This window comes from Dactylosporangium sp. NPDC000244 (assembly GCF_040300725.1).
Classification (GTDB): Bacteria; Actinomycetota; Actinomycetes; order Mycobacteriales; family Micromonosporaceae; genus Dactylosporangium.
Window position 1 is genome coordinate 50,249 of sequence record NZ_JBEPEH010000006.1, and the last position, 24,438, is coordinate 74,686.

General features: G+C 72.6%; 20 protein-coding genes. 14 read left to right on the plus strand and 6 right to left on the minus strand.

Translation table 11 applies throughout. The features are described from left to right. Nucleotides 1-65: 65 nt before the first annotated feature. The 4 genes from ABT369_RS10080 (at nt 66) to ABT369_RS10095 (ending at nt 4,509) form a co-directional block, all read left to right on the plus strand. Nucleotides 66-488 (plus strand): hypothetical protein, encoded by a 423-nt coding sequence (locus ABT369_RS10080; protein ID WP_350611381.1) that lies wholly within the window; start codon nt 66-68, stop codon nt 486-488. A 38-nt stretch (nt 489-526) separates the two neighbouring features. Next, nucleotides 527-949 (plus strand): hypothetical protein, encoded by a 423-nt coding sequence (locus tag ABT369_RS10085; RefSeq protein ID WP_350611382.1) that lies wholly within the window; start codon nt 527-529, stop codon nt 947-949. A gap of 29 nt (nt 950-978) precedes the next feature. Beyond that, nucleotides 979-2,421, plus strand: a complete 1,443-nt coding sequence (locus tag ABT369_RS10090; RefSeq protein WP_350611383.1) for a multicopper oxidase family protein — start codon at nt 979-981, stop codon at nt 2,419-2,421. A gap of 84 nt (nt 2,422-2,505) precedes the next feature. Then, nucleotides 2,506-4,509 (plus strand): ABC1 kinase family protein, encoded by a 2,004-nt coding sequence (locus ABT369_RS10095; protein ID WP_350611384.1) that lies wholly within the window; start codon nt 2,506-2,508, stop codon nt 4,507-4,509. 6 nt (nt 4,510-4,515) lie between these two features. Here the strand turns inward: ABT369_RS10095 and ABT369_RS10100 are convergent, their stop codons facing one another. After that, nucleotides 4,516-5,763, minus strand: a complete 1,248-nt coding sequence (locus tag ABT369_RS10100) for an MFS transporter (protein ID WP_350611385.1) — start codon at nt 5,761-5,763, stop codon at nt 4,516-4,518. A 66-nt stretch (nt 5,764-5,829) separates the two neighbouring features. Beyond that, nucleotides 5,830-6,915, minus strand: coding sequence for an LCP family protein (locus ABT369_RS10105; protein WP_350611386.1), 1,086 nt, complete (start codon nt 6,913-6,915; stop codon nt 5,830-5,832). Between the two features lie 507 nt (nt 6,916-7,422). Between ABT369_RS10105 and ABT369_RS10110 the strand changes: the two genes are divergently transcribed. From ABT369_RS10110 to ABT369_RS10125, 4 genes are read left to right on the plus strand one after another with little or no spacing between them, the layout of a single operon-like run. After that, on the plus strand, nt 7,423-8,202 hold the full coding sequence (locus ABT369_RS10110; RefSeq protein ID WP_350611387.1) for a WecB/TagA/CpsF family glycosyltransferase: 780 nt from the start codon (nt 7,423-7,425) through the stop codon (nt 8,200-8,202). Between the two features lie 43 nt (nt 8,203-8,245). Further along, on the plus strand, nt 8,246-10,132 hold the full coding sequence (asnB, locus tag ABT369_RS10115; RefSeq protein WP_350611388.1) for an asparagine synthase (glutamine-hydrolyzing): 1,887 nt from the start codon (nt 8,246-8,248) through the stop codon (nt 10,130-10,132). Between the two features lie 43 nt (nt 10,133-10,175). Beyond that, entirely contained in the window at nt 10,176-11,180 is a 1,005-nt protein-coding gene (locus ABT369_RS10120) for a sugar transferase (protein WP_350611389.1), read from the plus strand. A 4-nt stretch (nt 11,181-11,184) separates the two neighbouring features. Next, entirely contained in the window at nt 11,185-12,510 is a 1,326-nt protein-coding gene (locus ABT369_RS10125; protein WP_350611390.1) for an MATE family efflux transporter, read from the plus strand. Between the two features lie 15 nt (nt 12,511-12,525). On the opposite strand, the gene ABT369_RS10130 is transcribed toward ABT369_RS10125, so the two are convergent. Continuing rightward, the gene (locus ABT369_RS10130) at nt 12,526-12,915 is read right to left on the minus strand and encodes an ArsR/SmtB family transcription factor (protein ID WP_497984935.1); all 390 of its coding nucleotides are present in this window, start codon (nt 12,913-12,915) and stop codon (nt 12,526-12,528) included. An 89-nt stretch (nt 12,916-13,004) separates the two neighbouring features. Between ABT369_RS10130 and ABT369_RS10135 the strand changes: the two genes are divergently transcribed. Further along, on the plus strand, nt 13,005-14,984 hold the full coding sequence (locus ABT369_RS10135) for a heavy metal translocating P-type ATPase (RefSeq protein ID WP_350611600.1): 1,980 nt from the start codon (nt 13,005-13,007) through the stop codon (nt 14,982-14,984). A 58-nt stretch (nt 14,985-15,042) separates the two neighbouring features. Here the strand turns inward: ABT369_RS10135 and ABT369_RS10140 are convergent, their stop codons facing one another. Then, on the minus strand, nt 15,043-16,044 hold the full coding sequence (locus tag ABT369_RS10140; RefSeq protein ID WP_350611391.1) for a C40 family peptidase: 1,002 nt from the start codon (nt 16,042-16,044) through the stop codon (nt 15,043-15,045). A gap of 236 nt (nt 16,045-16,280) precedes the next feature. Here ABT369_RS10140 and ABT369_RS10145 point away from each other — a divergent pair, with 236 nt between their 5' ends. Further along, on the plus strand, nt 16,281-16,688 hold the full coding sequence (locus ABT369_RS10145; protein ID WP_350611392.1) for a hypothetical protein: 408 nt from the start codon (nt 16,281-16,283) through the stop codon (nt 16,686-16,688). A 123-nt stretch (nt 16,689-16,811) separates the two neighbouring features. On the opposite strand, the gene ABT369_RS10150 is transcribed toward ABT369_RS10145, so the two are convergent. Beyond that, nucleotides 16,812-17,774: a M48 family metalloprotease gene (locus ABT369_RS10150; protein ID WP_350611393.1), complete on the minus strand. Its 963-nt coding sequence runs from the start codon at nt 17,772-17,774 to the stop codon at nt 16,812-16,814. Further along, entirely contained in the window at nt 17,771-18,142 is a 372-nt protein-coding gene (locus ABT369_RS10155; RefSeq protein WP_350611394.1) for a BlaI/MecI/CopY family transcriptional regulator, read from the minus strand. The genes ABT369_RS10150 and ABT369_RS10155 overlap by 4 nt, the downstream gene beginning before the upstream one ends. A 155-nt stretch (nt 18,143-18,297) precedes the next feature. On the opposite strand from ABT369_RS10155, the gene ABT369_RS10160 reads away from it, so the two are divergent. The 4 genes from ABT369_RS10160 to ABT369_RS10175 are packed head-to-tail and all read left to right on the plus strand — an operon-like array spanning nt 18,298 to nt 24,357. Continuing rightward, on the plus strand, nt 18,298-19,908 hold the full coding sequence (locus tag ABT369_RS10160; RefSeq protein ID WP_350611395.1) for a dynamin family protein: 1,611 nt from the start codon (nt 18,298-18,300) through the stop codon (nt 19,906-19,908). 56 nt (nt 19,909-19,964) lie between these two features. Continuing rightward, a complete protein-coding gene (locus ABT369_RS10165; protein WP_350611396.1) occupies nt 19,965-20,483 on the plus strand; it encodes a hypothetical protein in 519 nt (172 codons plus the stop codon). Further along, nucleotides 20,480-22,351, plus strand: coding sequence for a dynamin family protein (locus ABT369_RS10170; RefSeq protein WP_350611397.1), 1,872 nt, complete (start codon nt 20,480-20,482; stop codon nt 22,349-22,351). The genes ABT369_RS10165 and ABT369_RS10170 overlap by 4 nt, the downstream gene beginning before the upstream one ends. Then, entirely contained in the window at nt 22,348-24,357 is a 2,010-nt protein-coding gene (locus ABT369_RS10175; protein WP_350611398.1) for an Hsp70 family protein, read from the plus strand. Before ABT369_RS10170 ends, ABT369_RS10175 begins: the two co-directional genes overlap by 4 nt. Nucleotides 24,358-24,438: the final 81 nt, after the last annotated feature.

A 24,438-nucleotide genomic window follows, 5' to 3' on the forward strand; every position in this document is an offset into this window, starting at 1 on the left:
AGCGAAGGCCGTGCCCGGCCGCACGATCGACGGCGACAACACACCGACACGGACCGGAGCCACCCATGACCACGCCCACGAACACGACCACGACCACGACCACGACCGAGGCGACCACCGCCGTGCGGCGGCGGGTGCCGATCGCCGTCCGCGGCGCCCAGCTCCTGCTGCTGGTGCCGCTCGGCGCGTTCCAGCTCGTCGCGACGATCGCCTTCTCGATCATCATGCCGCTCGCCGGCAAGGACTACATCGCCGCCGTCTGGGCGCCCGTGATGGCGCTCGCCTGCATCGTCACGGCGCTGCGCCTCGGCCGCGGCTCCGCGCGGACGCTGCGCACGGCGCTGGCCCTGCTCGCGGCGCAGACCGCGTTCGGCCTGCTCAAGCTCATCGCGTTCGGCGAGTCGGCCTCGCTGGTGTTCCTGGCCGTGACCGCGGTCTGCGCCGGGCTGCTCGCGCTGCCGGCGTCCCGGCGCCACTTCCACGCCTAGGAACCGTTCGCCCGCCACAACTAGCAGGAGCCAAGCCCATGCGATCCACGTACCGAGTTTTCGCCTATCTCATCGCGGCCGGGGTGCTGGTCCAGGCGGCCACCGTCGCCTACGCCTGGTTCGCGGTCATCCAGGACATCGACGCCGGCGGAGTCTTCGACAAGAACGCCGGCGCCAATCCCGGCCACTACGCGCACGGCATCGTCGGCATGGCGGTCATCCCGCTCATCGCGCTGATCTTCCTGGTGCTGTCCTTCTTCGCCCGGATTCCCCGCGGCGTCACGTGGGCGGGCATCACGTTCGGCCTGACGGCACTGCAGGTGGCGTTGGCGGTCGTGTCGTTCAGCGCACCGCTGGTCGGCGCGCTGCACGGCCTCAACGCCGTCGCCCTGCTGGCCGCCGCGCTCGTCGCCGCGCGCCGGGCCGTCGAGCCGGTTCCCCAGCAGCCGGTCGCGGCCTGACCATGGGGCGCGGGCAATGGAGAGCCGTCGTGGCGATCGCGGCGGCTCTGGCCGTGCTGGGCCCGCTGGGCTGGTGGTGGCGGGCCAGTCTCATGCCGGGCACCTACAGCGTCATGGACATGGGGTATCCCGACTACGGCGGCGGTTCCCGCGTCGACCACAGCACCATGCATCACGGCGGCACCGAGGTCACCGCACTCACCGGCCCGCGCGACCGGCCCGCCGACGTGTCGGTGACGCTGGTGGCCCGCGCCGAGCGGATCGGCCTTCCCGACGGTCGCACCGTGGCGGGGTACACGCTCAACCACGCCTCGCCGGGACCGCAGATCCGCGCCAGGCAGGGGCAGCTGGTCGAGGTGCGACTGGTCAACGAGTCCGTGCCGGACGGCGTCACGCTGCACTGGCACGGCTACGACGTGCCGAACGCGGAGGACGGCGTGGCCGGCGTGACCCAGGACGCCGTGGCACCGGGCGATTCCCATGTGTACCGGTTCGTCGCGAAGGACACCGGCACGTACTGGTACCACTCCCATCAGGTCTCCCACGAACAGGTGCGGCTCGGGTTGTTCGGCGCGCTCGTGGTCGACCCGCCGACCGGCGCACCCGCCGGCGTCGACCGGCTCGCGCTGGTGCACACCTACGGCGGCCGCCGCACCGTGGACGGCCGCCCGGGCGAGACCCGCGTCGCCGCCGCCCCCGGCAGCACCGTGCGGGTCCGGCTGGTCAACACCGACCAGGGCACCATCCGCGCATGGGTGTCCGGCGCGCCCTACCGCCTCGTCGCCGTCGACGGCCGGGATCGCACCGCCGCGCCCCCGGTCACCGCCGCCGCGATCGTGCTGCCCGCCGGTGGCCGGGCCGACGTGGAGTTCGCGGTACCGGACGGGGGCGGCGCCGTGCGGGTCGACGTCGGCGCGGCAACGGCGCTCGTGGTCGGCCCCGAGGGCGCGGCGGCCGCGGTGACGCCGGAGCCGGCGGCATCGATCGATCTGCTGTCGTACGGCGAGCCGGCGCCGATCGGCTTCGACCCCGGCAGGGCGACGCGGCGGTTCGACTACCGCATCGGGCGGCGCTTCGGCTTCCTCGACGGGCGGCCCGGACTGTGGTGGACCATCAACGGCAGGCTGTACCCGGACGTGCCGATGTACATGGTCAGCGCCGGAGACGTCGTGCGCATGACGATCGCCAACGACAGCGGCGAGACGCACCCGATGCACCTGCACGGCCATCACGCGGTGGTGCTCAGCCGCAACGGGGTCGCGGCGACCGGCAGTCCATGGTGGACGGACTCGCTGGAGGTCGCCGACGGCGAGACCTACGAGATCGCGTTCGTCGCCGACAACCCCGGTGTGTGGGTCGACCACTGCCACAACCTGTCACACGCGGCAGAAGGACTCCTCGCGCACCTCGCGTACACGGGCGTCACCACGCCGTACCGCATCGGCGGCGGCGGCCACAACCACCCCGAGTGATGATCGAGCTGTTAGCCTACGGTCGGGCGGGTGGCCGGCTCGAGGAGCCGCGGCGCGACCAGGAGCGTGAAAGGGGTCGGCGTCATGTTGGTGGCCCTTGGGGCGGTCGTGGTCGCCCTGTGCTTCGGCGGGCTCTTGGGCGCGGTCGTCCGCAACGCGCTCGACGCTCCGGTAGGCTGGCCACGGATCCTGGTCGTCGCGGTCGCCGTGTTCCTGGGCGGCTCGCCGCTGACGACCCAGGTCGCACAGGCGGCGGGCCTGACCGGCGAGGACGGAACCGTTGCGGTGTCCGCGCCGGTCGCGCTGGTGTTCATCGTGCTCGCGTTCGCATGGGCTTTCGCGCTCGGCGTCGCGGCGCTGGTGGTCGCCGAGGCGCTCTGGCCGACCGGCACCGTCCGGAACCCGGTCCAGTGGGTTCGCGACGCCTTCCGCGGCCGCCGCCGCGTTCGTCGCTACGCCGAGATCATGCGGATTCTTTCCTCGTACGGGCTCTCGCGCTACGTCCGCGGCAGGCGGAGCGCGGACGGGGGCGCCGCGAACCCCGCCCGTCACGCCCATTCGGCCCAGGCGTTGGTCGGCGCTCTCAACAAGGCCGGCGTCACCTTCATCAAGCTGGGTCAGATGCTCTCGACTCGCCGCGACCTGCTGCCGCTGCCGTACGTCACGGCCCTGAGCAGCCTGCAGAGCAACGCGAGCCCGGAACCGGACGGCACCGTCGAGCGCATCCTGGAGGCCGAGCTCGGTGGGCCACTGAGCCGGCACTTCGCCGAGCTCACCCCCGAGCCGTTCGCCGCGGCATCGGTCGCGCAGGTGCATCACGCGCTCCTGGCCGACGGCACCCCGGTCGTCGTGAAGGTGCAGCGGCCCGGGGCGCGCGACAGCGTCCGCGTCGACAGCGACATCCTGCTGCGGCTGGCCCGCGCCATCGAGGAGCGCACCGGCTGGGGCCGGCAGCTGGGCCTGTCCGGCCTCGCCTCGGGGTTCGCCGAGTCGTTGCGCCAGGAGCTCGACTACCGGGTCGAGGCGACCAACCATCGCATGGTCGCCGCGTCGCTCGCCACCGGCGACTACGGGGTCGTCGTGCCGAGGATCGTCGACGAGCTCAGCACGTCCCAGGTGATCGTGATGACCCGGCTCGACGGTCGCGCGCTGAACGACGCGGACAGCGGACTGGAGTCCCTCGACGCCGCGGCGCGCTCCGCGCTGGCGCAGAACCTGTTCCGGGTCGTGCTCGACGGCGTCCTCGTCCACGGCGTGTTCCACGCGGACCTCCACCCCGGGAACATGCTGCTGCTCAGCGACGGCCGCATCGGCCTGCTCGACTTCGGCTCGGTCGGGGTGCTGGATGCCGAGACGCGACAACTGCTCGCGACGCTGCTGTACGCGGTGGGCATCGACGACAACGTGGCGGCGACCGATGCGCTGTTGATGGTCGTGGGCTCGCCCGCCGACACCGACGTCACGACCCTGCGGCGCGAGGTGGGGCAGATCATCACGACCCTGCGCTTCCGGGGCGACGCCGGCACCGACGTGTTCGCGGATCTCTTCGATGTCGTCCGCCGTCACGGCCTTGCCCTCCCGCCGCAGGTCGCCGCCGCGCTGCGAACGATCGCCTCCGCGGAGGAGTCGCTGGTGGCGCTCGACCCGGGCTTCTCGCTGATCGGATCGGCGCAGCGCTCGGCCGCCGACATCACCGCCCGGATGCTCGCCCCCGACCGGGTCGCGGACCTCGCCAAGGCCCGCGGATCCGTCGCCGCGGTGTCGCTGAGCCGGCTCCCGTCGCGTCTGGAGCGGACCACCGGCGCACTGGCCGACGGGACGTTGTCGGTGCGGGTGCGTCCGGTGGCGGACCCGGAGGACCGCAGGTGGATCCGCGGCCGTCTCAACGACGCCGTCGTGTCCGTGGTCGCCGTCGGGGCGTTCCTGGCCGCGGTACTGCTGATCGTCGCCGACACCGGACCCTTCGTCACTCCCCGGATCCGGCTCAACACCCTCCTCGGGTTCAGCCTGGCGCTGTGCGGTTTCGTCCTCGGCCTGCGCTCGGTGCTCAGGGTCTTCATGAAGACCGACCGCCCCACCCGGCGCTGAGCGGCTTCACGCCGAAGGCACTCCGGCGTCATCGTGGTTGATCTCGATGCGACGCAGTGATGGCACGAGCGCGACCAGGAGCATCGCCGCCGCCGCGACCCCGCCCCCGGTGGCGGCGACCGTCGCCGCCCCGAATGCCGCCGCGAGGACCGGCGCGGACATCTGGCCGACGGGCAAGGACACGGTCGACCAGAACTCGTCATGAGCGCCGACTCGGGACAGGAGACGCTCGGGAATGTTGGTGTAGTTGACGGTTTCCCAGACGACGGTGAAGAACTCGACGGCCACCCCGGTCAACAGCGACGCCGCGGCCAGCCAGAACGTGTTCGCGCCGGCGCCCAGGAGCACGAGCGGGAGGGTAGCCAGCGCCATCGAGAACAGCGCCGGCATCATCGGCCGCCGCATCAGCCGCACCTTGACCAGCACCACGCTGGCAAGCAGCGCCCCGACACCCTGGGCGCTCAGCACCAGGCCCCAGCCCGCGGCGCCGATGGTGTCGTGTGCGATCACCGGGCCGAGGATCTGCCAGACGCCCCTGTTGGCCGCGTTGAACACGGCGAAGGCCAGCGTCACCGACCAGATCCACGGCCGGGACCTGAAGTACCGCCAGCCCTCCCTCATGTCGGCGAGCATCGTGGGGCCGTCCTTGCCGCGCGGTGCCGGCGCGGGCAGCGAGATCCGGGAGAAGCAGGCGGCCGCCAGCAGAAAGGAGGCGGCGTCCGCGGCGATCGCCCAACCGCCGCCGACCGAGGCGGTCAGCAGGCCGGCGGCGGTCGGACCGAGGATTCGCGTGACGTTCCTGGCCGAGGCCAGCAGGGAGCTGGCCGTTTGCAGGTCGCGCCCGGCTACGAGGTTCGAGACGATGCCGCGCAGCGCGGGTGTCGTCAGCCCTTGGAACACGCCGTTGCCGGCGGCCAGCGGCAGCAGCAGCGCCGGGTGCTGATGGGTCAGGAGCAGGGCCGCGACGCCGGCCTGGGTGACGCCCGCGCCGAGACCGGTGAGGCGCAGCACGGAGTCGCGGCGGTAGCGGTCGGCGATGCCGCCGCCGAAGAGCATCGTCGCGACCGTCGCCACCACGGCCGAGGCGGTGACCGCGGACAGCCAGGCCGCGCTGTCGGTGATCGCAAGGACCCCGAAGGCCAGGGCGACCGGCGACATGAAACTGCCGGCCATGGAGATCGAGAGGCCGGCGAAGAACCACCGGAACGCTGGTGAGCGCAGAGGCCCGCCGGAAGCGGCTGCTGCCTTCGGCACGGGATGCCACGCTGCCAGCCCCGGCCGGATGCATCAACCCGGTTTCCCCACAGGTGCCGACCAGCCCTATACGGAGTCGCCGGCCACCCAGTCCGGATGCGCCGCGACGAATGCCGGCATGGTGTCTTCGCGCACGGCGCTGAACAGCTGCAGGCTGGTGTCGCTGAGAATCTCGGTGTCCTGGCCGTTGATGACCTCGGAGTTGAAGGTGCCGCCGTTGGTCTTCAGCATGGTCAGGGCGCCGGAGCGGATGTCGCGCAGCGCGAAGATCCAGTCGGCGATGGAGATTCCCCCGCTGTCGAAGGTCAGCGCCTGGCCGGCGGCGCGCAGCACCTGGTCCAGCTTGCCGGGGCTGGTGAGCACGCCGCTGCCGGTGGCCTGTTTCAGGACCGCCTTGATGAACTGTTGCTGGTGGCGCTGCCGCCCGTAGTCCCCGTCCGGGAGCAGCTCGCGCTGCCGCACGTAGTCGAGGGCCTGCCAGTCGGCCAGGTGCTGGCAGCCGGGCTGGTACACCTGCGGGGTGACCCCGGGGACGGGAACCGGTCCGTCGTCGGTCATGTCGTACGGCATCTGGTACCGCCCGTGGGCGTCATGGCCGATGTGGACCGAGACGGTCCGCTCGTCCACGCACATATCCACCCCGCCCAGGGCCGCGACCAGCGACTTGAACCCGGCGAAGTCGACGATCGCCCCGCCGTTGAACGAGATCCCGGTCAGCTGCTTGATCGTCAACGCGAGCAGCCCGAACCCGCCCGCCCGGCCGGCGCCGTTGCCGAAGCCGTCGGGGAACGCCGCGTTGACCTTGGCGTGGCCGCCGCCGAACCCGCTCCTCGGATAGGGCGGGATCGACACGTACGAGTCCCTGGGCACCGAGACCAGGTAGGCGGCGTCGTGGCTCGCCGGGATGTGCACGATCATGATCGAGTCCGCGTTGTGGTCGACGTCCGGGCTGTCGTCGCGTTGGTCGATGCGCTGGTCAATGCCGACCAGCAGCAGGTTGATCGGCCCGTCGATGCTGACGTGCGGGTCCGCCGCGTCGCCGAGCAGGTTCTCCTGGCCGATCGCGGCGGTGTAGCGGTTCAGCAGCGCCCGGGAACCGGCGAGGGCGGCGGCGCTGACCAGCACGAGCAGCACGCCGAGGACGACCAGCACACGGGCCCAGCGCCGGGGCCGGCGAGGCTTTTGCGGACGCGACGGTCGCGGCGGACGCCGACGGCGCGGTGGGTCCGCGGGCCGGTCGGCGGCCGTGTCGCGTGGCGGGACGCTGGCTCGCACCACCGCCCGCCCACGGGCCCGAACGTAGCCTGCATCAGGAATTGGATCGCCCATACCGTCTCTGTCCTCGAGCCGGGCCGGCCGCGAACCGGAGCGCCGGGGGCCGTGCCATCTGCGTGACCTCGCAAGCGTAAGAGGCACGCATCGGGCCAGGCGACGGATCGGCAGGTGATAGCGCAGGTGGAGCGGCCGTACACCCCGCAAAAGTCACCTCGGCCCGCCCGGCGCGCCGCGTTTACCGGGAACCGGTCGGGTACAGGCGCGCTCGAACATCCCGCAGTTGAGGCCGGCGTTCGATGCCTCGGGCCGGTCCGGTGATCGGCGCGTGTCGCGGGGCGAGGGGAAGGAAGATCGTTGGTCGTCGACGCGGGAAAACGCAGCGTCATGGGAGTTCTGGTCGATGTCATCGATTACGACACCGCGGTCGCGAGGGTGATCGCGGCCGCCCAGCAGCAGCGCCCGTTCATCCTGACCGCGCTGGCCGTGCACGGCGTGATGACCGGCTTGTCGGATCGGCGGCACAACGCCCGGCTCAACGCATTCGACGTGGTCGCCCCGGACGGTCAGCCGGTGCGGTGGGCGCTGAACCTGCTGCACCAGGCCCGGCTGCGCGACTGGGTGAGCGGCCCGGAACTGACCCTCCGGGTGCTGCGGCGCGCGGCCGACGAGGGGTTGCCGGTCTACCTCTACGGTTCCACGCAACGCACCGTCGACCGGCTGGTCGAGGCGTTGACCCGGACGATGCCGACGCTGCGTATCGCCGGTGCCGAGCCGTCGCGGTTCCGCGACGCCGAACCGGGCGAGTATGCCCGCATCGCCGAGCGGATCAACGCCTCGGGGGCCCGCGTGGTCCTGGTCGGGCTCGGCTGCCCACGGCAGGAGTCGTTCGTCCACGCGATGCGGCCGCTGCTCGCCATGCCGCTGCTGGCGGTCGGGGCCGCCTTCGACTACCACTCCGGGCGGCTGCGCTCCGCACCGCGCTGGATGCAGCGCAACGGCCTGGCCTGGCTGCTGCGGCTGGTCCTCGAGCCGCGCCGGCTGTGGCGGCGCTACCTGATCCTCGGACCCCGGTACCTCGTGCGGCTGTCCGCGCAGAAGGCCGGGCTGTGGGAGCCGTACGTCCCCGCGCCCTCGCACCGGCCGGTCGAACCCGCACCGGTCTGACCGCACCCGCCCCTGTTCATCGATCGACCGAGGCGGAGGATTCATGTGCGGAATCGCCGGCATGGTGCTGGCCAACGACACGCGTCCCGTGGACGAGGACCGGCTGCGCGCCATGTGCCGCAGCCTCGCGCACCGGGGCCCCGACGAGGACGGGTTCTTCCTCACCCCCACCGCCGGCCTCGCGGTGCGGCGCCTGGCCGTCATCGACGTGCTGCACGGCCGGCAGCCGGTGCGGTCCGAGGACGGCACCGTGCACGCGGTGCTCAACGGTGAGATCTACAACCACCGCAGGCTGCGGCAGTACCTCGCCGCGCGCGGGCACACGTTTGCCTCCGGCAACGACGCCGAGGTGATTCCGCATCTGTACGAGGAGTTCGGCACCGGCTTCGCGCGGCACCTGGAGGGCATGTTCGCCATCGCCCTGTACGACAGCGCCCGTCACCGCCTGGTCCTGTCCCGCGACCGGGTGGGCGTGAAGCCGCTGCACTACGCCGAGCGCGCCGACGGCCTCATCTTCGGGTCGGAGATCAAGGCGGTCCTGTGCTCCCTTTCCGAGCGCACACCGGACCTCCAGGCGTTCAGCGCGTACCTGTCGCTGATGTATGTGCCCGCACCGCGGACGATGTACCGGGAGATCCGCAAGCTCGAACCCGGCACGACGCTCGTGTGGCAGGACGGCCGGTGCACCTCGCAGCGCTACTGGTCGCTCGCCGATGTGCCGCAGCGGCAGGACCTCACCGTCGCCCGTGCGGGGGCGATCCTGCGCGAGCTCCTGGTCAACACCGTCCGTCAGCAACTGGCGGCCGACGTACCGGTGGGCTTCTTCCTCAGCGGCGGCATGGACTCCGCCACCGTCGTCGCCGCCGCCCGGCGCGCCGAGCCCGATGCCAAGCTGAAGACGTTCTCGGTGGGCTTCTCCGACCGGTCCTACGACGAGCGGGACGGGGCCGCCCTCGTCGCGGACAGGTTCGGGACCGACCACACCGAGCTGCTGGTCGAGCCGTCGGCGCAGGACGTCGTGGACGGCATCCTGCCAGCCTTCGACGAGCCCTTCGCTGACCCGTCGATGGTGCCCACGTACTACCTGTGCCGGCTCGCCCGCCGGGACGTGACGGTGGCGTTGAGCGGCGACGGCGGGGACGAGCTCTTCGCCGGCTACCTCACCTACCAGGCCGACAGGTACGCCCGCTACTACCGCCACCTGCCGCGCGCGTTGACGACCCGGCTCGTGCCGAGCCTGCTGCGGCACCTGCCACGCTCCAGCGCGCGGGCGAGCTTCGACTTCAAGGCGCGCCGCTTCGCCGAGAACGCCGTCGAGGAGCCCGGCCGCAGCCACTACCTGTGGCGGGTCGTCTTCCGGGAGGCACACAAGGCGCGGCTGCTGGAGCCGGACGTGCTCGCCGAGCTGGGCGACACGTACGACACGCACGAGCCGCACTACGACGCCGGCGCCGGATTCGACCGGCTGACGCGGTTCCAGTACACCGATGCCCACGTCTATCTGCCCGACGACGTGCTGACGAAGGTCGACCGGGTGAGCATGGCGCACTCCCTGGAGGTACGGGTACCGCTGCTGGCCACGCCGATGCTCGAGTTCGCCTTCTCCCTGCCGGGCCGGATGAAGCTCCCGGGCCGGCAACCGAAGTGGCTGCTGCGTCAGGCGATGGCCGGCCTGCTGCCGCCACAGACGCTCGCCATGGGCAAGAAGGGCTTCAACGCCCCGCTGCCGCGTTGGCTGCGCGGCGTGTACCGGCCGCTGGTCGGCGACTACCTGTCCCGCGACGTCCTGCGACGGCAGGGCTATCTGCGCTTCGACGCGGTCAACGAGATCGTCGAGCGCCACCTCAGTGGCGTGGCCGAACACGCCCGCGAGATCTGGATCCTGCTGCTGTTCACCATGTGGGCCGAGCAGGAGAAGGCATACCGATGACGACGACGGCGCCCGCCCGCTTTCCCCGGAGGTACAACAACCCGTGAGACACTGGGTGCTGCTCATCCCGCTGTTCCTGGCGTGCCTGCCCGCCGTCGTCCTGACATCATCGGTTCCCCCGCCGGCTCGGGCGTGGGCCTGCCGGATCGCCTTCGTCGTCACCGCGACGCTGATCGTCGCGCCGTGGATCTGGCTGCGGCTGGGGCACGACGTGCCGGCGCGGGCCGCCATGATCCTCATCACCGGGTCGTTCGCCGGCGGGATCGTGCTCAGCGGCGCCACCGCCGGGATCGTGGAGGACAACGCGCCGCCGTCGCCCGCCGTCCAGCACGCGGTCCTGCGGTACCACACCGCCTGCGCCGTGCGCCGCGAGCCGCGGGGCAAGCGGGTCCTGGACGTCGTCGGCGCCCTCGTCGGGCTCGCGCTCACGCTGCCGCTGTGGCCGATCATCGGACTGCTCATCTGGTTCGAGGAGCCGGGGCCGATCTTCTTCACCAAGAACTCCGTGGGCCGCGGCGGACGCACGTTCCGGCAGTTCAAGTTCCGCAGCATGCAGTACGGGGCCGAACGGCTCACCGGACCGGTCGTGTCGCCCGCGGGGGACCCGCGCACGCTCCGGGTCGGTCGCTGGCTGCGACGCTGGCACCTCGACGAGCTCCCGGAACTGATCAACGTGCTCAACGGCTCGATGGGCCTGGTCGGGCCGCGGCCGCTGCGTACCGTGCTCGTCGACAAGCACCTCGAGGCGGTTCCCGGATACGCCGAGCGGCACACGGTACGGCCCGGCATCGCCTGTATCGCCCAGATCGAGAAGTTCCACATGCCGCCGCAGGAGCGGCTGGTGAAGGACCTCGCCTACATCGAGCACCAGAGCGTGCGGCTCGACCTGCAGCTGCTTGTCCGCGCGGTGCTGACCACGGCCCGCGGCGAGCGTCATTACGACGAGCCGGTGCTCGCCCCGCCGAGCCCCGTCACGGTGCCGGCGACCCGCAACGACGGACAGCTGCCGGGTCTGGTCGAGCATGCCAGTCGTACCCAGGACGCCTGAGCGGATGCGCCGCCCGCAGGGGTTGCGGGGCGCCTCCCGGTTCGTCGGCGCCGGCCTGCTCGACCAGTTGGTGATCGCCGCGGCGAACTCGGCGAACACGCTGCTGGGCGGAATCCTGCTGCCGAAGGCCCGCTTCGGTGCGCTCGCGCTGGCCCTCGCCGTCGGCTACCTCGCGATGTACCTCAATCGTGCCGTCGTCGGCGACGTCCTGCTCGCCCTGGCCTCCCGCTACGACGGCGACCCCCGGGACCGCCTGGCCTGCAACGGCCTGGCCACCGCGCTGTGCTCCGGCGTGGTGACCACCGCCGTCTTCGCCGGGCTCTGGGCGGCCTGGCCCAGCCGCGGCCAGATCGACCTGCGCGAGCTCATCTGGCTGGCCCCGTTCATGGTCCCGATCATGCTGCACGACACCGCCCGCTGCGACTACCTCGCCGATCGCCGCCCGGACAAGGCCCTCGGCATCGACCTCGTCTGGGCCGGCACCCAGGCCGTCCTGGTCGCCCTCATGATCGCCACCCACCACGCGAGCGCCGGCGGCCTGCTTGCCGTCTGGGGCCTCGGCGCGACCGCGGGCGCCACGGTCTACCTGCTGCGCGAGAAGCGGCTGCCGTGGCGGGGCAAACCGCTCGCCTGGCTGGCCGAAACCCGCCACCTCTCCGGCTGGTTCACCATCACCGCCATCGTCGCCCAGTTCCACGTCCTGGCCATCAGCTTCACCGTCGCCGGCCGCCTGTCGAAGATCGACCTGGGCAACTTCCGCTTCGTGCAGACCGTCCAGCTCCAGCCGGTCCAGAACCTGGTCACCGCGATCAGCAGCCTGGTCACCCCGCGGGCCTCCCGCCACGCCGCCGAGGCCGCCAAACCCGGCCCCGAAGGCACCGCCGCCGCCGCGACCCTGCGCCGCCAGACCCGCCGGCTGGCCATCGCCTTCGCCGCCCTCGGCGCGCTGATGGTGCTCGTCGTCTGGCCGGTGGTCTCGTACGTCCTGGTCCACACCCACAAGTTCGCCGAGGCCGCGCCGCTGGCCCTGCCGATCGCCCTGCAGGGCGCGATCTACCTGGTGCAGGTGCCGTTCACCGCCGCGATGCGGGGCATGCACCAGGCCCGGGGGCTGTTCGCGCAGTACGTCGTCTTCGCCGTCGTCTCCCTCAGCGGCCTCGCCCTCGGCGCCGACTGGGGCGGCCTGCACGGCGCCGCCTGGGGCCTGCTCATCGGCTCCGCCACCGGCCTGATCTGCATGCTGATCCTCTACGCCAGCACGGTGCGGCGGCTCGGCCCGCCGCTCGCGACGCCCACGCCGGCCCGCGTGGAGGCCCCACAGAACGCCTAGCCCACGGGCCCGGGGTCAGACGGGCGTGCCTGCGGGGACCGTGTGCTGGTGTGCCACCGCGTCGCCGCGGGGATGGTCGGGCAGGTTCCGGTCGGCGTGGTCGGCGTGGAACAGCGCCTCGGCGAGCAGGGCGCGCACGTGGGTGTCGGCGGCGGAGTAGTGCACGAACGTGCCTTCCCGGCGTCCCCGGACCAGCCCGGCGAGCCGCAGTTTGGCCAGGTGCTGACTCACCGCCGTCGGGGCGGCGCCGACAAGTTCGGCGAGGCAGGCCACCGACGACTCGCCCTGTAGGAGGGCCCACAGGATCTTGATCCGGGTGGGGTCGGCGAGCAGCCGGAACCCCTCGGCGGCCAGGTGGACCTGCTCGTCGTTGGGCATCTGAAAGTCGGGCAGCTCAGTGTGCACCCGACCAGCGTAACCGCATCCTCCGTATTCGTCTGCTCATCTGCCTGGCTATCTGCATGCTTACGCAGGTATGGTCGTTCCCCGTGACCATGACGTCGACACGACCATCCGCCACGGCACCGGCCGGGCTGTCCTCCGTCCGGCCGCGCCGTCTCGGCGCGCGCATGTGGGCACTGGCGGAGATCCGCTGGGCGACGATCGCCACGGTGCTCTTCGCCGCGGGCGGACTGGCCCAGCTGGCCGGGGCCCCGGCGCCGGTGTGGTGGAGCCTGTACCTGGCCTGCTACGTCACGGGCGGGTGGGAGCCGGCCCTCGCCGGCCTACGAGCGCTGCGGGAGCGCACCCTCGACGTGGATCTGCTGATGATCGTCGCCGCGATCGGGGCGGCCGCGATCGGGCAGGTCTTCGACGGGGCGCTGCTCATCGTCATCTTCGCCACCTCGGGCGCGCTCGAGGCGTTCGCCACGGCCCGGACCGCCGACTCCGTCCGGGCACTGCTCGACCTCGCCCCGCAACAGGCGACCCGGCTCGACCCCGACGGCACCGCGACGGTGGTCCCCGCCGCCGCCCTGCGGGTCGGTGACCTGGTTCGAATCCGGCCGGGCGAGCGTATCGGGGCGGATGCGGTGGTCGTCGCCGGAAGCAGTGACGTGGATCAGGCCACCATCACCGGTGAGTCGCTGCCGGTGGCGAAGACCTCCGGTGACGAGGTGTTCGCCGGCACGCTCAACGGCACCGGCGCGCTGACCGCCCGGGTGCGCCGGGCGGCCGGCGATTCGGTCGTCGCCCGGATCGTGGCCATGGTCGAGCAGGCGTCCGCGACGAAGTCCCGCACGCGGCTGTTCATCGAGAAGATCGAGCAGCGGTACTCCATCGGCGTCGTCGTCGCCACCCTCGCCCTGTTCGCGATCCCGCTGCTGTTCGGCGCCGACCTGCAGTCCACGCTGCTGCGGGCGATGACGTTCATGATCGTCGCGTCACCGTGCGCGGTCGTGCTGGCCACCATGCCGCCGCTGCTGTCCGCGATCGCCCTCGCCGGCCGCCGTGGCGTGCTCGTCAAGTCCGCCGTCGTGATGGAACAGCTCGCCGATACCACCGTCGTCGCCTTCGACAAGACCGGCACCCTCACCACCGGCGCGATCCGCGTCGCCGGCATCCACCCCGCCACCGGCTCCGGGCTCGACGAGAGGGGCCTGCTACGGATCGTGGCCGCCGTCGAGACGCACAGCGAGCACCCCCTCGGCGCGGCCATCGTCGGGGCCGCACGGGAACGCGGCCTGGACATCCCGCCCGCCGAGGGCTTCCGGGCCACGCCCGGGCACGCCGTCGAGGCGATCGTCGGCGGCCGCCACGTCCGAGCCGGCAAACCCGCCCTGTCCGGCGCCGCCGACCCGGGCCGCGCGGACGTGCGGCGGGTTGTCACCGACGCCCACGACGCGGGGCGCACCGCGGTCGCCGTCGTCGTCGACGGCGCACCGGCCGGCGTGGTCGTCCTCGCCGACCAGGTCCGTCCCGAGGCCGCGGCCACCGTCGCGGCCCTGGCCGTGGTGACCGGCACCCCGCCGGTCCTGCTCACCGGCGACAACGCCGGCGCCGCGCACCGTCTCGCCGCCGACACCGGCATCACTGACGTCCACGCTGCCCTGCTGCCCGAGGACAAGGTCGAGCGGGTCCGCGCCATGCAGCAGCAGGGGGAGCGGGTGATGGTCGTCGGTGATGGCGTCAACGACGCGCCCGCCCTGGCCACCGCCGACCTCGGCGTCGCCATGGGCCGCCACGGTTCCGACCTGGCCCTCACCAGCGCCGACGCGGTCCTGGTCCGTGACGACCTCGCCGCCCTGCCTCCGCTGATCGCCCTGTCCCGCCGGGCCCGCCGGGTCGTCGCCGCGAATCTCGTCATCGCCGGTACGTTCATCACCGCCCTCGTGGCGTGGGACCTCTTCGGCCACCTGCCGCTACCGCTCGGGGTCGCCGGGCACGAGGGCTCCACCGTGATCGTCGGCCTCAACGGGCTGCGCCTGCTCACCGACGCCGCCTGGCGCCGCGCAAGCCGAAACGCGGCCGCATGAGCCGCCGCCGCACGGCCCACGAGCGTGCCGGTCGCGCGCAGGCCGGCCTCCGCCCCGGTCAGCTGGGCCGGCGGTACCCGGTGATGGGCCGGCCTTCGAGCTTCGCCATGCGGACGTAGTCGCCGGTGGTCGGGGCGTGGACCATCCAGCCCCCGCCGACGTAGAGGCCCACGTGGTGCAGGTCGCTGTAGAAGAACACGAGGTCGCCGGGGCGCAGGTCGGCCTTCGCGACCGATTTCGCGTCCTCCCACTGCCACTTGGTGTAGTGCCGCAGGCTCACCCCGGCGGCGGCCCAGGCGGCCATGGTCAGCCCGGAGCAGTCGTAGCCCTTGGGTCCGGTGGCGCCCCAGATGTAGGGCTTGCCGATGAGCTCGCACGCCTTCTTCGCGGCCGTGCCGCCGTCGCCGCCGAGGTAGTCGACGGGGCAGGCGACCGGTTTCAGCGTGCCGGTGGCGCCGCTGGAGCCGTACGCCTGCTGCCGGAGCTTTTGCAGGTCGGTGATCTTTCCCTCGATCTGCGTCTTCTTCGCGGCGAGTTCCTTGTCCTGGGTGGTCTGCTGGGCGATGAGGGCGTCGAGGGCCTGCTTGTCGGCGGCGAGCCGGTCGCGGGTCGCGGCGACGTCCTGGATCTGGGCCCGCTCGTTGCGGGCGATGGCGTTGACGACCGTGAGCTGGTCGAGGGTGTCGGTCGGGGTGCTGCCGGAGAGCAGGACCTGCATGGTGGTGACACGGCCGATCTTGTACTGGCGGACGGCGATCTCGCTGATCTTGCCCATCGCCGCGTCCACCTGGTCCTGCAGCGGCTGGAGTTGCTGCTGCAGCTTCTCGGCCTTGGCCTGGTTGTCCTTGAGCTGCGTGTGGACCTGGTTGTACTGCTCGATGGTCGGCTCGAGCTGGTTCCACATCTCGTCGATCTGCTGCTCCAGCTCCGCGGGGGTCGGCTCGGCCTGGGCCGCTCCGGTGCCGGCCAGCAGCACCGCGACCACGGTCACCGCGGTGACGAGGAACCTGTGCAGTGGCGGTGGGCAGATGCGGGGCATGTGGACACGGCGGATCGGCACGTCCGCGAACCTTACGCACCGGCGCACGGCCGGACAAGCCCGTCTCCTAGCCGCAGTAGCAGATATACCGCGCGTATCACCGCTCTGACTAAGGGTGTTTGTGGGTAAAACTAAGCTCCATAGGAAATAACGGTGCGGATGAAGTCATGGCACGTTTTTGGGAGTCAATGCTACTAAGCAAGGTAGTAGTGTTCTCGATGTCGGAGCCATTCCCCTGGTATGAAAGGACCACCCTGATGAGCGAGTACGGCGACTTCGACGGCGCGCACTTCGAGACCGGTCAGGAGTCGAGCGCGCTGGACCAGTTGCACCAGGCGTCGGGCAGTGAGCAGGACTACGCCTCGCAGTTCGGCGTCTACGGCGAGGACCACAGCTCGGCCGAGTCCACCGACTTCCAGACCGGCAAGCACGTCGAGTTCGAGGGCGCGGACGGCAGCCGGTACGAGTCGACGGACTTCACGAACTACTCCAACGACTCGGAGACGTCGGACTCGGTGTTCGCGGCCGAGGGCAGCGAGTCGGCCCACAGTGCGGACTTCTCGCAGCTGGACGCCATGCAGGCGCGGTTCGAGAGCACGTTCGCCGAGGGCACGCAGCTGAGCATGGGGCCCGGCGACTCGGGCCTGTCCATCGCCTCCAACTGACGCCGTTTCCACTCCGGGGCTGTACTACTAGGTGAGTTAGTAGTACAGTCCCTTCTGGGTCGTGCCGGAGCCTGCCAATCCCCTTGGAAGTCGTGCCGGCACGACCCTTTTTGTGACCGCGAACTACATCGGCAGCAGCGTCGGGGCCCAGGTGACGTACCGGTCGAACGCCGCCATCGCGACCGGGGCGGCGAGGGCGGCGGCGGTCGCGGCCACGATCCCGGCGCGAACCGGCCGTGACAGCGGCGGCGGCGGATCGAGCAGCCGATGCAGCCGCTCGAGGCTGTCGCCGCCGCGGGCGGCCAGGGCGCCGTCCGGCGTGCCGGAGGAGCCGGGCTGGGCCATACTCACCAGGGCCCGGGCCAGGTCGATGCGGGCGGCGCCGCCGGCCGCGGTGTCGTCGGCGCACAGCTCCACCAGCCGGTCCACCTGGCCGCGGCCGAGCGTGAAGCAGCGGGCCTGCGGGAACGCGGCCGCGAGCAGCCGCATCCAATGGGTGATCTCATAGTGGTGACCGGCGTGATGCGCGCGCTCGTGGGCGAGGACGGCGGCGAGCTCGGGGGCCCGGAGGCGCTCGACGGCGGCCGAGGTGACCACGATCTCGGCCGCGCGGCCGGGCCGGCTGGGTCCGGGCAGGAGATAGGCGGCGGGCTCGTCGTGGCGCACGATGCTGGCCCCGGGCAGCGGCGACGGCAGGCCGCCGAGCCGCACCGCGAGCCGCAGCTCGGCGCGGCGGGCCCGGGCGGCGATGACGAGGCGCCGGCCGTTGACGGCCAGCCGCCCGCCGAGCAGGACCAGGCCGAACAGGCCCGCCACGGCCGCCACCTGGGCCGCGCGGTCGTGGTGGCCCAGGAGCGCGTCGAGGCAGATGTGCCAGGCGCCCTTGACGAGATCGTGGGCGCGGTCCCAGTACAACAGCAGCGTCAATGCGGTGAACACCGCCGACAGGAGCACCGCACCGGACCAGCCCAGCCATGCTGCGACGGCGAGCCGGGGCGCGCGGACGACCCAGTGCGCCGAGGCCAGCCGTGGCGCGGCGATGAGCGCCAGCGCCATGGTGAACGCGGCGAGGAGGAACGGGCTCACCGGCCGGCGATCCGGCGTTCGTAGGAGCGCAGCGCGGCCCGCAGGGCGGCGGCCTCGTCCAGGCTCATCCGCCCGACGAAGTGGGTCAGCGCCTCGATCCGGTCACCGCTGTCGACGAGGGCGTTGTGCATGGCCCGGGCGACGCACTGCTCGCGGGTGAGCGCGGGCGTGTAGCGGTAGGCCCGGCCGTCCTGTTCGCGGGTGAGCCAGCCCTTGCGGTACAAGTTGTCGATCACGGTCAGCACCGTCGTGTAGGCGAGCTCGCGATGCCAGGCCAGCCCGTCCAGGGCCTCGCGGACCGTGGTCGGCTCGCCGCGCTTCCACAGCAGCTCCATGAGCGCCGCTTCCAGATCGCCGAAGCCCTGCACGCACCCTCCCGCCGACGAAGCGCCATCCTATCCCAGAACAACTAATGCACATAGGAGTGCGGCCGGTCAGGCACGCATACCCTTTCGGGGGATTTAATGGCGTGACTGTCGTGAACAGACTGAAGACCCTCAGTCATGACCGGACGGGATGACAAGTGAACACCGACTTGACCGAATCCGCAGCCATTGCCCTGCTGACTCGCCAGGCCGCACGGTTCACCAGCAGCAGCGACCGGTTCGGTTACCGCAAAGACCTGCACGACCTGCTCGCCGGGGCCGAGCGGAGGGTCAGGCGGCCGATGCGGCTGGCCGTCGTCGGCCGGATCAAGTGTGGCAAGTCGACGCTCGTCAACGCGCTGATCGGGCGCGGCCTGGCCAGCACCGGCACGACCGAGATGACGTTCACGGTCGCCGAGTACCGCCACGACGAGCGCGAGTTCCTGCGGGTGCACTACCGGGATGCGACCGGCCGGGCGCCGGCCGAGTTCGGGCTCGACGAGCTGCACCGGCTCAACGACCGCGACGCGGGCCGGCTGGACGAGTTGCGCAGCATCGATCACGTCGAGGTGCACCTGCCCGCCGAGTTGCTGACCGAGGTCGGGCTCCTGGACACCCCGGGTCTCGGCAGCGTGTACGGGGACGATTCGGCGAGCACCGAGCGCCTGCTGGCCACCATGGACCGCACCCTTGCCGACGTCGGCAAGGCCAGCGGCGCGGCGATGGCCCAGGCCGACGCGGTGCTCTATCTGTTCACCGACGATCTGGGCGGTCCCGACCTCGAGGTGGTGACCGGGTTCGTCGGCGGCGGTGACGGCTCCGGGCCGTTCAACTCGCTGCGGGCGTTCGGGGTGCTGAGCCGGTGCGACGGGAGCTGGGGGCCGCGGACCGCGGCCGTGGAGTACGACCCCTTCGGCCCGGCCCGGGCGAGGATCCGCGCGTTCCAGGACGACGACGACCGGATCGGCGAGCTCTTCCACACCGTGGTCCCGATCGCGGGTCTGCTCGCCGAGGGCGCGTTCCGGCTGGACGCCGGGCACCTGTCGGATCTGCGGGCGCTCAGCTCGAGCGGGCTGCCGGAGCTGGTGCGATGGCTGCGGGGTGAGCGCTCCTTCCTGGCCGAGGAGACCGACTGCCCGCTGCCGCTGTCCGCCCGGTCTGCGCTGGCGGCGGTGCTCGGCTGCTGGGGGGTGTTCCGGGCCTGCGTCCACCTCAAGGCCGGCCGGTCCGACGAGGAGCTGCGGGCCGCGCTGGTCAGGGACAGCGGGGTCGCCGACGTCGTCGCGCTGGTGCGCGGCCACTTCGGGCGGCGCTCGACCCTGATCAAGCTCAACGCCCTGATCGCCGAGGTCGAGCGGACCGTCGCCAGGCATCGGACCGAGGACGGCGGCCGGCCCGACGCGAATCTGACGGAGGTGACCAGGGCGGTGGCGGAGGTCCGCGAACGGGTCCTCGGGTTCGCCGACCTCGAGCTGCTCCGCGGCCTGCAGCAGCCCTCGGTCAGCCTGGGCCCGGGGGAGGCCGAGCGGGCGCGCCGCCTCGCCGGGGAGTTCGGCACCTCCTGCGCGCAGCGGCTCGGCCGTCCCGCCGGGACCCCGCCCGCCGGCTTCGCGGCCGTCGCCGATGAGGAGGCGGCGTACTGGCGGCGCCGCCTCAACGAGGACCTCAACGGCAACCCGACCCGGCACCTGCTGCGCACCCTGAGCCGGATCGCCGACGAGGTCGCGTACCGGGTCCACACGGCCGCGGACCTGCTCAGCGGCTACTGACGAGGCTACTGATCAAGGCTACCGATGGAGGCTTCCGCACGGATGAGGAGACGGTTGTGATGCTGCCGTTCCGGCGCCCGGCCCGCCCCAACCACCAGCTGCACCAGCTGGTGCGGGAGGCCGCGCTGCGGGCCGGGACGCCGGCGCCCGGCGAACCCCGCGACGACGACGAGCTGTTGCAGGTCGGCCGGCACGCCCTGGCGGTGCTCGCCGACGCGCTGGCCACGGCGCGGGCCGTGAGCCCGCCGCCCGCCGCGGCGCACGGCTGGGACAGCGCGCCGGTCGCGCTCGAGCTGGCCGGGGTCCGCGAGCGGCTGCGGGACGTGTCCGACGGCACGAACGAGGTGTACACGTGGCTGCTGGACCGGCTCGACGTGGTGCTGGACGGCCTGCAGGTCACCGAGTTCGCCGACGACGGGCCGGTCGTCCCGCAGCGGCATCGGGTGGTGGGCACGACGCCGGGCGGGCCGGCGGGCCGGATCGCCGCCACGGCACGCCCGGGGCTGCGGCTCGGCGCCGGGGTGCTCCGCCCGCAGGACGTCGTGATCTACGAGAGGGAGGACGAGGCGCAATGACCGACCCGGTGAGGCTCAGGTTCGACGCGGTACGGGCAGTCGCGGCGGAGGCGGCCCGGCAGCTGCCGGACCCGCGGCTGTCCGCGCTCGGCCTGTCCACGCTTGCGGCACCGACCTGCACGGTCGTCGCGTTCGGCAGCTTCGACCGCGGCAAGTCGACGATGCTGGCCGCCCTCGTCGCGGACCGGGCGCTGTTCCCGCACGAGGCGGCGGAGAACACGGCGGTCGCCACCACCGTGTACTTCGGCCGTCAGGCGCGGGCCTTCGTGCGGATCGCCGACGGCTCGCAGGTGCGCGAGCAGGAGATCGATGTCGACAAGCTGAGCCAGTACGTGAGCGAGCAGTCCCGGCGCGGGGCCGCCGACGACGTGGTCGAGATCCAGATCCGCAGCCCGCAGTCGCTGCTCGCGGCCGGTCTGGTCCTGGTCGACACGCCGGGGATCCTCAGTCGCAACCCGGCGCACAACGCCATCGCGCACCGCCGTGCCCGCGAGGCCGACGTGCTGCTGGTCGCGGCCGCCGTCGATCGCCCGTTGACGGAGGACGAGCTGGACGAGCTCGCCCGCATCGGCCGGGGTCCGCGGTTCGTGCTGGTCGTGACCAAGGTGGACAAGGTGAGCCGGGCCGCCATCGCGGCGTACGCGACGGAGAACGCCGACCGGGTCGCGCAGGCGACCGGCCGGCCCGCGGGCAGCGTCCCGGTCGCCGAGGTCACCGCCGAGGAGGCCCTGTACCTGGCGGCCGACGGCGGGGGCGGCGAGGAGGACACCGGCATTCCGGGGTTGCGGCGGATGCTGCTGGCCGAGGCGGCCACGCTGCTCGCCGCGAAACTCGACGCCGCCGCCGACCTCCTGGACACCGTTCTGGCGGAGATCGCGGCGGCAGCCGGGGAACGCCTGGCCGCGCTGCGGGCCCAGGTGGACGACGCCGAGGCGGTGGCCCGCCGCTCGGACGAGCTGCGGGCCCGGCTGGCCCGCCTCGACCACGCGATCGCACGCGCGCCGGTCGAGCTCACGCAGCGCTGCCGGGCGGCGGCCGACCGCGTGGACGCCGAGCTGACCGACCAGCTTCGGCTGCTCAAGGGCCAGATCCGGGCGGAGCAGGGACTGTACTCCCCGCGGCTGGACCCCCAGACGTACGCCACCAACTTCGCCGAGCGGATCCTGCGGCTGCGCGAGGACGCGGACGCCACGCTGACCAGCGCGGTCCTGAAGGTGTGGGCCGGCTGGGCCGCCGAGTCGGGCCTCGACCTCGACCCTGGCGCCGCCGACGATGTCGCCGGTGTGCGGGCCGGCAAGCGCTGGGAGGTGGTGACCCGGCTGGTCGACGACCGGCCGGTGCTCACCTTCGCCGCCATCAGGGCCGGCGCCGTCAACGGCCGGACGCTGGCGATCACCGGCGGGGCGATCGGCGGCATGGTCGGCGGCGTCGTGACGTTCTTCGCCCCCGGCCTCGGGGTGCTGCCCGGCGCCGCCGTCGGCGCGCTGCTGGGCCACCTGGTCGGGTGGGCGTCGGGCATCCGCGAAACGCTCCGCGAGGAGCGCCAGCGGTGGCGGGAGACCGGCCTCAACACCCTGAGCGGCCAGGCCCCGGCCTGGGTCGACGACCAGATCAAGCAGCATCAGGACTGGCTGGGCCGCAGCGGGCCGCTGATCGCCGAGGCGGTGCGCGACGAGTTCATCCGGCAGGCCGGCGCCGCGCGCGGCGAGGTGCTCGCCGAGCTGGACGCCGCCGATGCCGTCGCCGACACCGGCCGTGCGGACCCGGCGGCGCTGCAACGCCTGGCCGCCGAACAGCAACGGCAGCGGGAGGCGGCGCTCCGGCTGGCGGCCGAGCTTCGGGACGCGCGGAACGGGACCGCCGGGTGAGCGGCCGTCTCGTCTACGCCATCGACTTCGGCATGACCACCTCGTCGCTGGCCGTCCAGACCGGCGACGACGAGCCGCGGCTGGTGACCGACCCGGCGTCACCGGCCCGGAGGATCACCGCGATCCCGACCGCGGTCTGCCGGACCGGCGGCGAATGGCTGGTCGGCACCGCCGCGGTGAACGCCCGCCTGGCGGCGCCGGACGGGTTCGCCGACGAGTTCAAGCGGGACCTCGGCGGCGGCCGCACGTTCGTGCTCGGCGGCGAGCGGTACACCGCGGCCGACCTCACCACCGAGGTGCTGCGGTTCCTGCGCCGGCAGGCCGCCCGGCTCGTCACCGCCGAACCCGACGTGGTCGTGCTGACCGTCCCGAGCGTCTGGGAGCAGGGCTACCGGCAGGAGGCGCTGCGGCAGGCCGCGATCCAGGCCGGGTTCGCCGGTAGTTCACTGCACATCGTGAAGGAACCGGTCGCGGCCGTCGTCCATGCGCGGTCGCAGGGTGCCGTACCGGATGATCGGCCCTTGCTCGTGTACGACCTCGGCGGCGGGACGTTCGACTGTGCCGTGCTGGCGCCGCCGGAGGACCAGCGGCACGCGCTCGTCGTCCCCGGCGGACTCGCCGACGTCGGCGGCGCGGAGTTCGACCGGATGATCCTGGCCGCGCTCCGCGGCGACGGGCGGCTGCCGGCCGGCGTCGAGACGCAGGCGTACGCGCTCGCCGCCTGCGAATCCCTCAAGCGGCGGCTGTCGGACAGCGGCGTGGAGGTCGCCACCGAGCAGGTCCAGGGCTCGGCCGTCACCATCAGCTTCACCCGGGCCGAGCTGAACACGCTGATCCGGCCGGACCTGGAGCGGACGGTGCAGGCGTCCGAGCAGATCGGCCTGGTCGAGGACTGGGCCACGCTGGGCGCCGTCGTCCTGGTCGGCGGGTCCAGCCGAATCCCGCTGGTCCGCGAGCTGCTCGAGGCGAAGGCGCCCGGCCGGGTGGTGACGGTGCCCGAGCCCGAGCTCGCGGTCGTGCGCGGGGCCGTCGCCGAGGCTCGCGCCATCGCCGGCGACGCCGACCCGGTGGCGGCGCCGTATCCGCCACCGCAGGCCCGCGCCGACATCGTGGGGGCGCCGACGACCCGCGCGGCGGGCACCGCGCGGCCCGGCTGGGGCACCGCGGTCGCCGTGCTGGCCGTCTGGCTGCTCGGCGAGGCGGTCCGGGTGTGGCTCCGGCAGCAGTACGACCCGTGGAACCTCACCCCGCCCGCCCTCGCCGTGCTCGTCGCCGCCGGCACGCTCGTCGACCACCGGCGGCGTGACCGGCCCGCCGGGCGACGCCCCAGCATGTGGGTCGTCACGGTCGCGGGCGTCGCCGCGGCGTACGCGTTCCTCCAGATCGTCATCTACGTCTATCGCGCGGTCAGCGGCGGAAACCGGACCGCCGACTGGATCGGCGCCGCCGCCGCGCTCGGCATCCTCATCGTCGCGGCCTGGGCTGCCCTTGCCCTCGGTGACGCCCGTACCGCGGCCGACCAGGTGGCCGACCGGGAGGCCGACGCCGCAACGCTGGCCCAGCTCGCGGAGCGGCAATGGTTCGGACCCGGGGAGCAGCCCAAGGCGCCCTACCACCGGCTGCTCGCCTACTCGGCCGTCCGTATGCACGAACTCCCGGTGACCGGGGCGACGTCCTTCCACTACGCCATCTCGGCCGGCAACTTCGTCCTGCTCGTCCACGAGGCGACGGACGCCCGTGCCCGTCCGTCGCTGTCCGACCAGCTGCAGAGCTGGCGCACGCAGCTCGGCGGCACGGCCCGGGTCGAGGCGTTCGTCGTGCTCCCGGGCGGACGCCCACCCAGGCTGTCGAGCGTGGACCGCACCCGGCAGGGCTACGAGCTGGCCACCGCCACGACCTTCGTGGACCTCGTGTGGACCCTGTTCGCGGGCGAGACGACCGTGAGCTACCCCATCAACAGTGTCCTGCTGCGCCGGGCGGCCCGGTCATCGTTGGTCGGTGCTTGACGAACTCGATCGCGCCCGGAGTAGTACGGTCGGGGCTCACCCGCGGTGCCTCGAACCGCGTGACCGGAGGAGTCGGTGCAG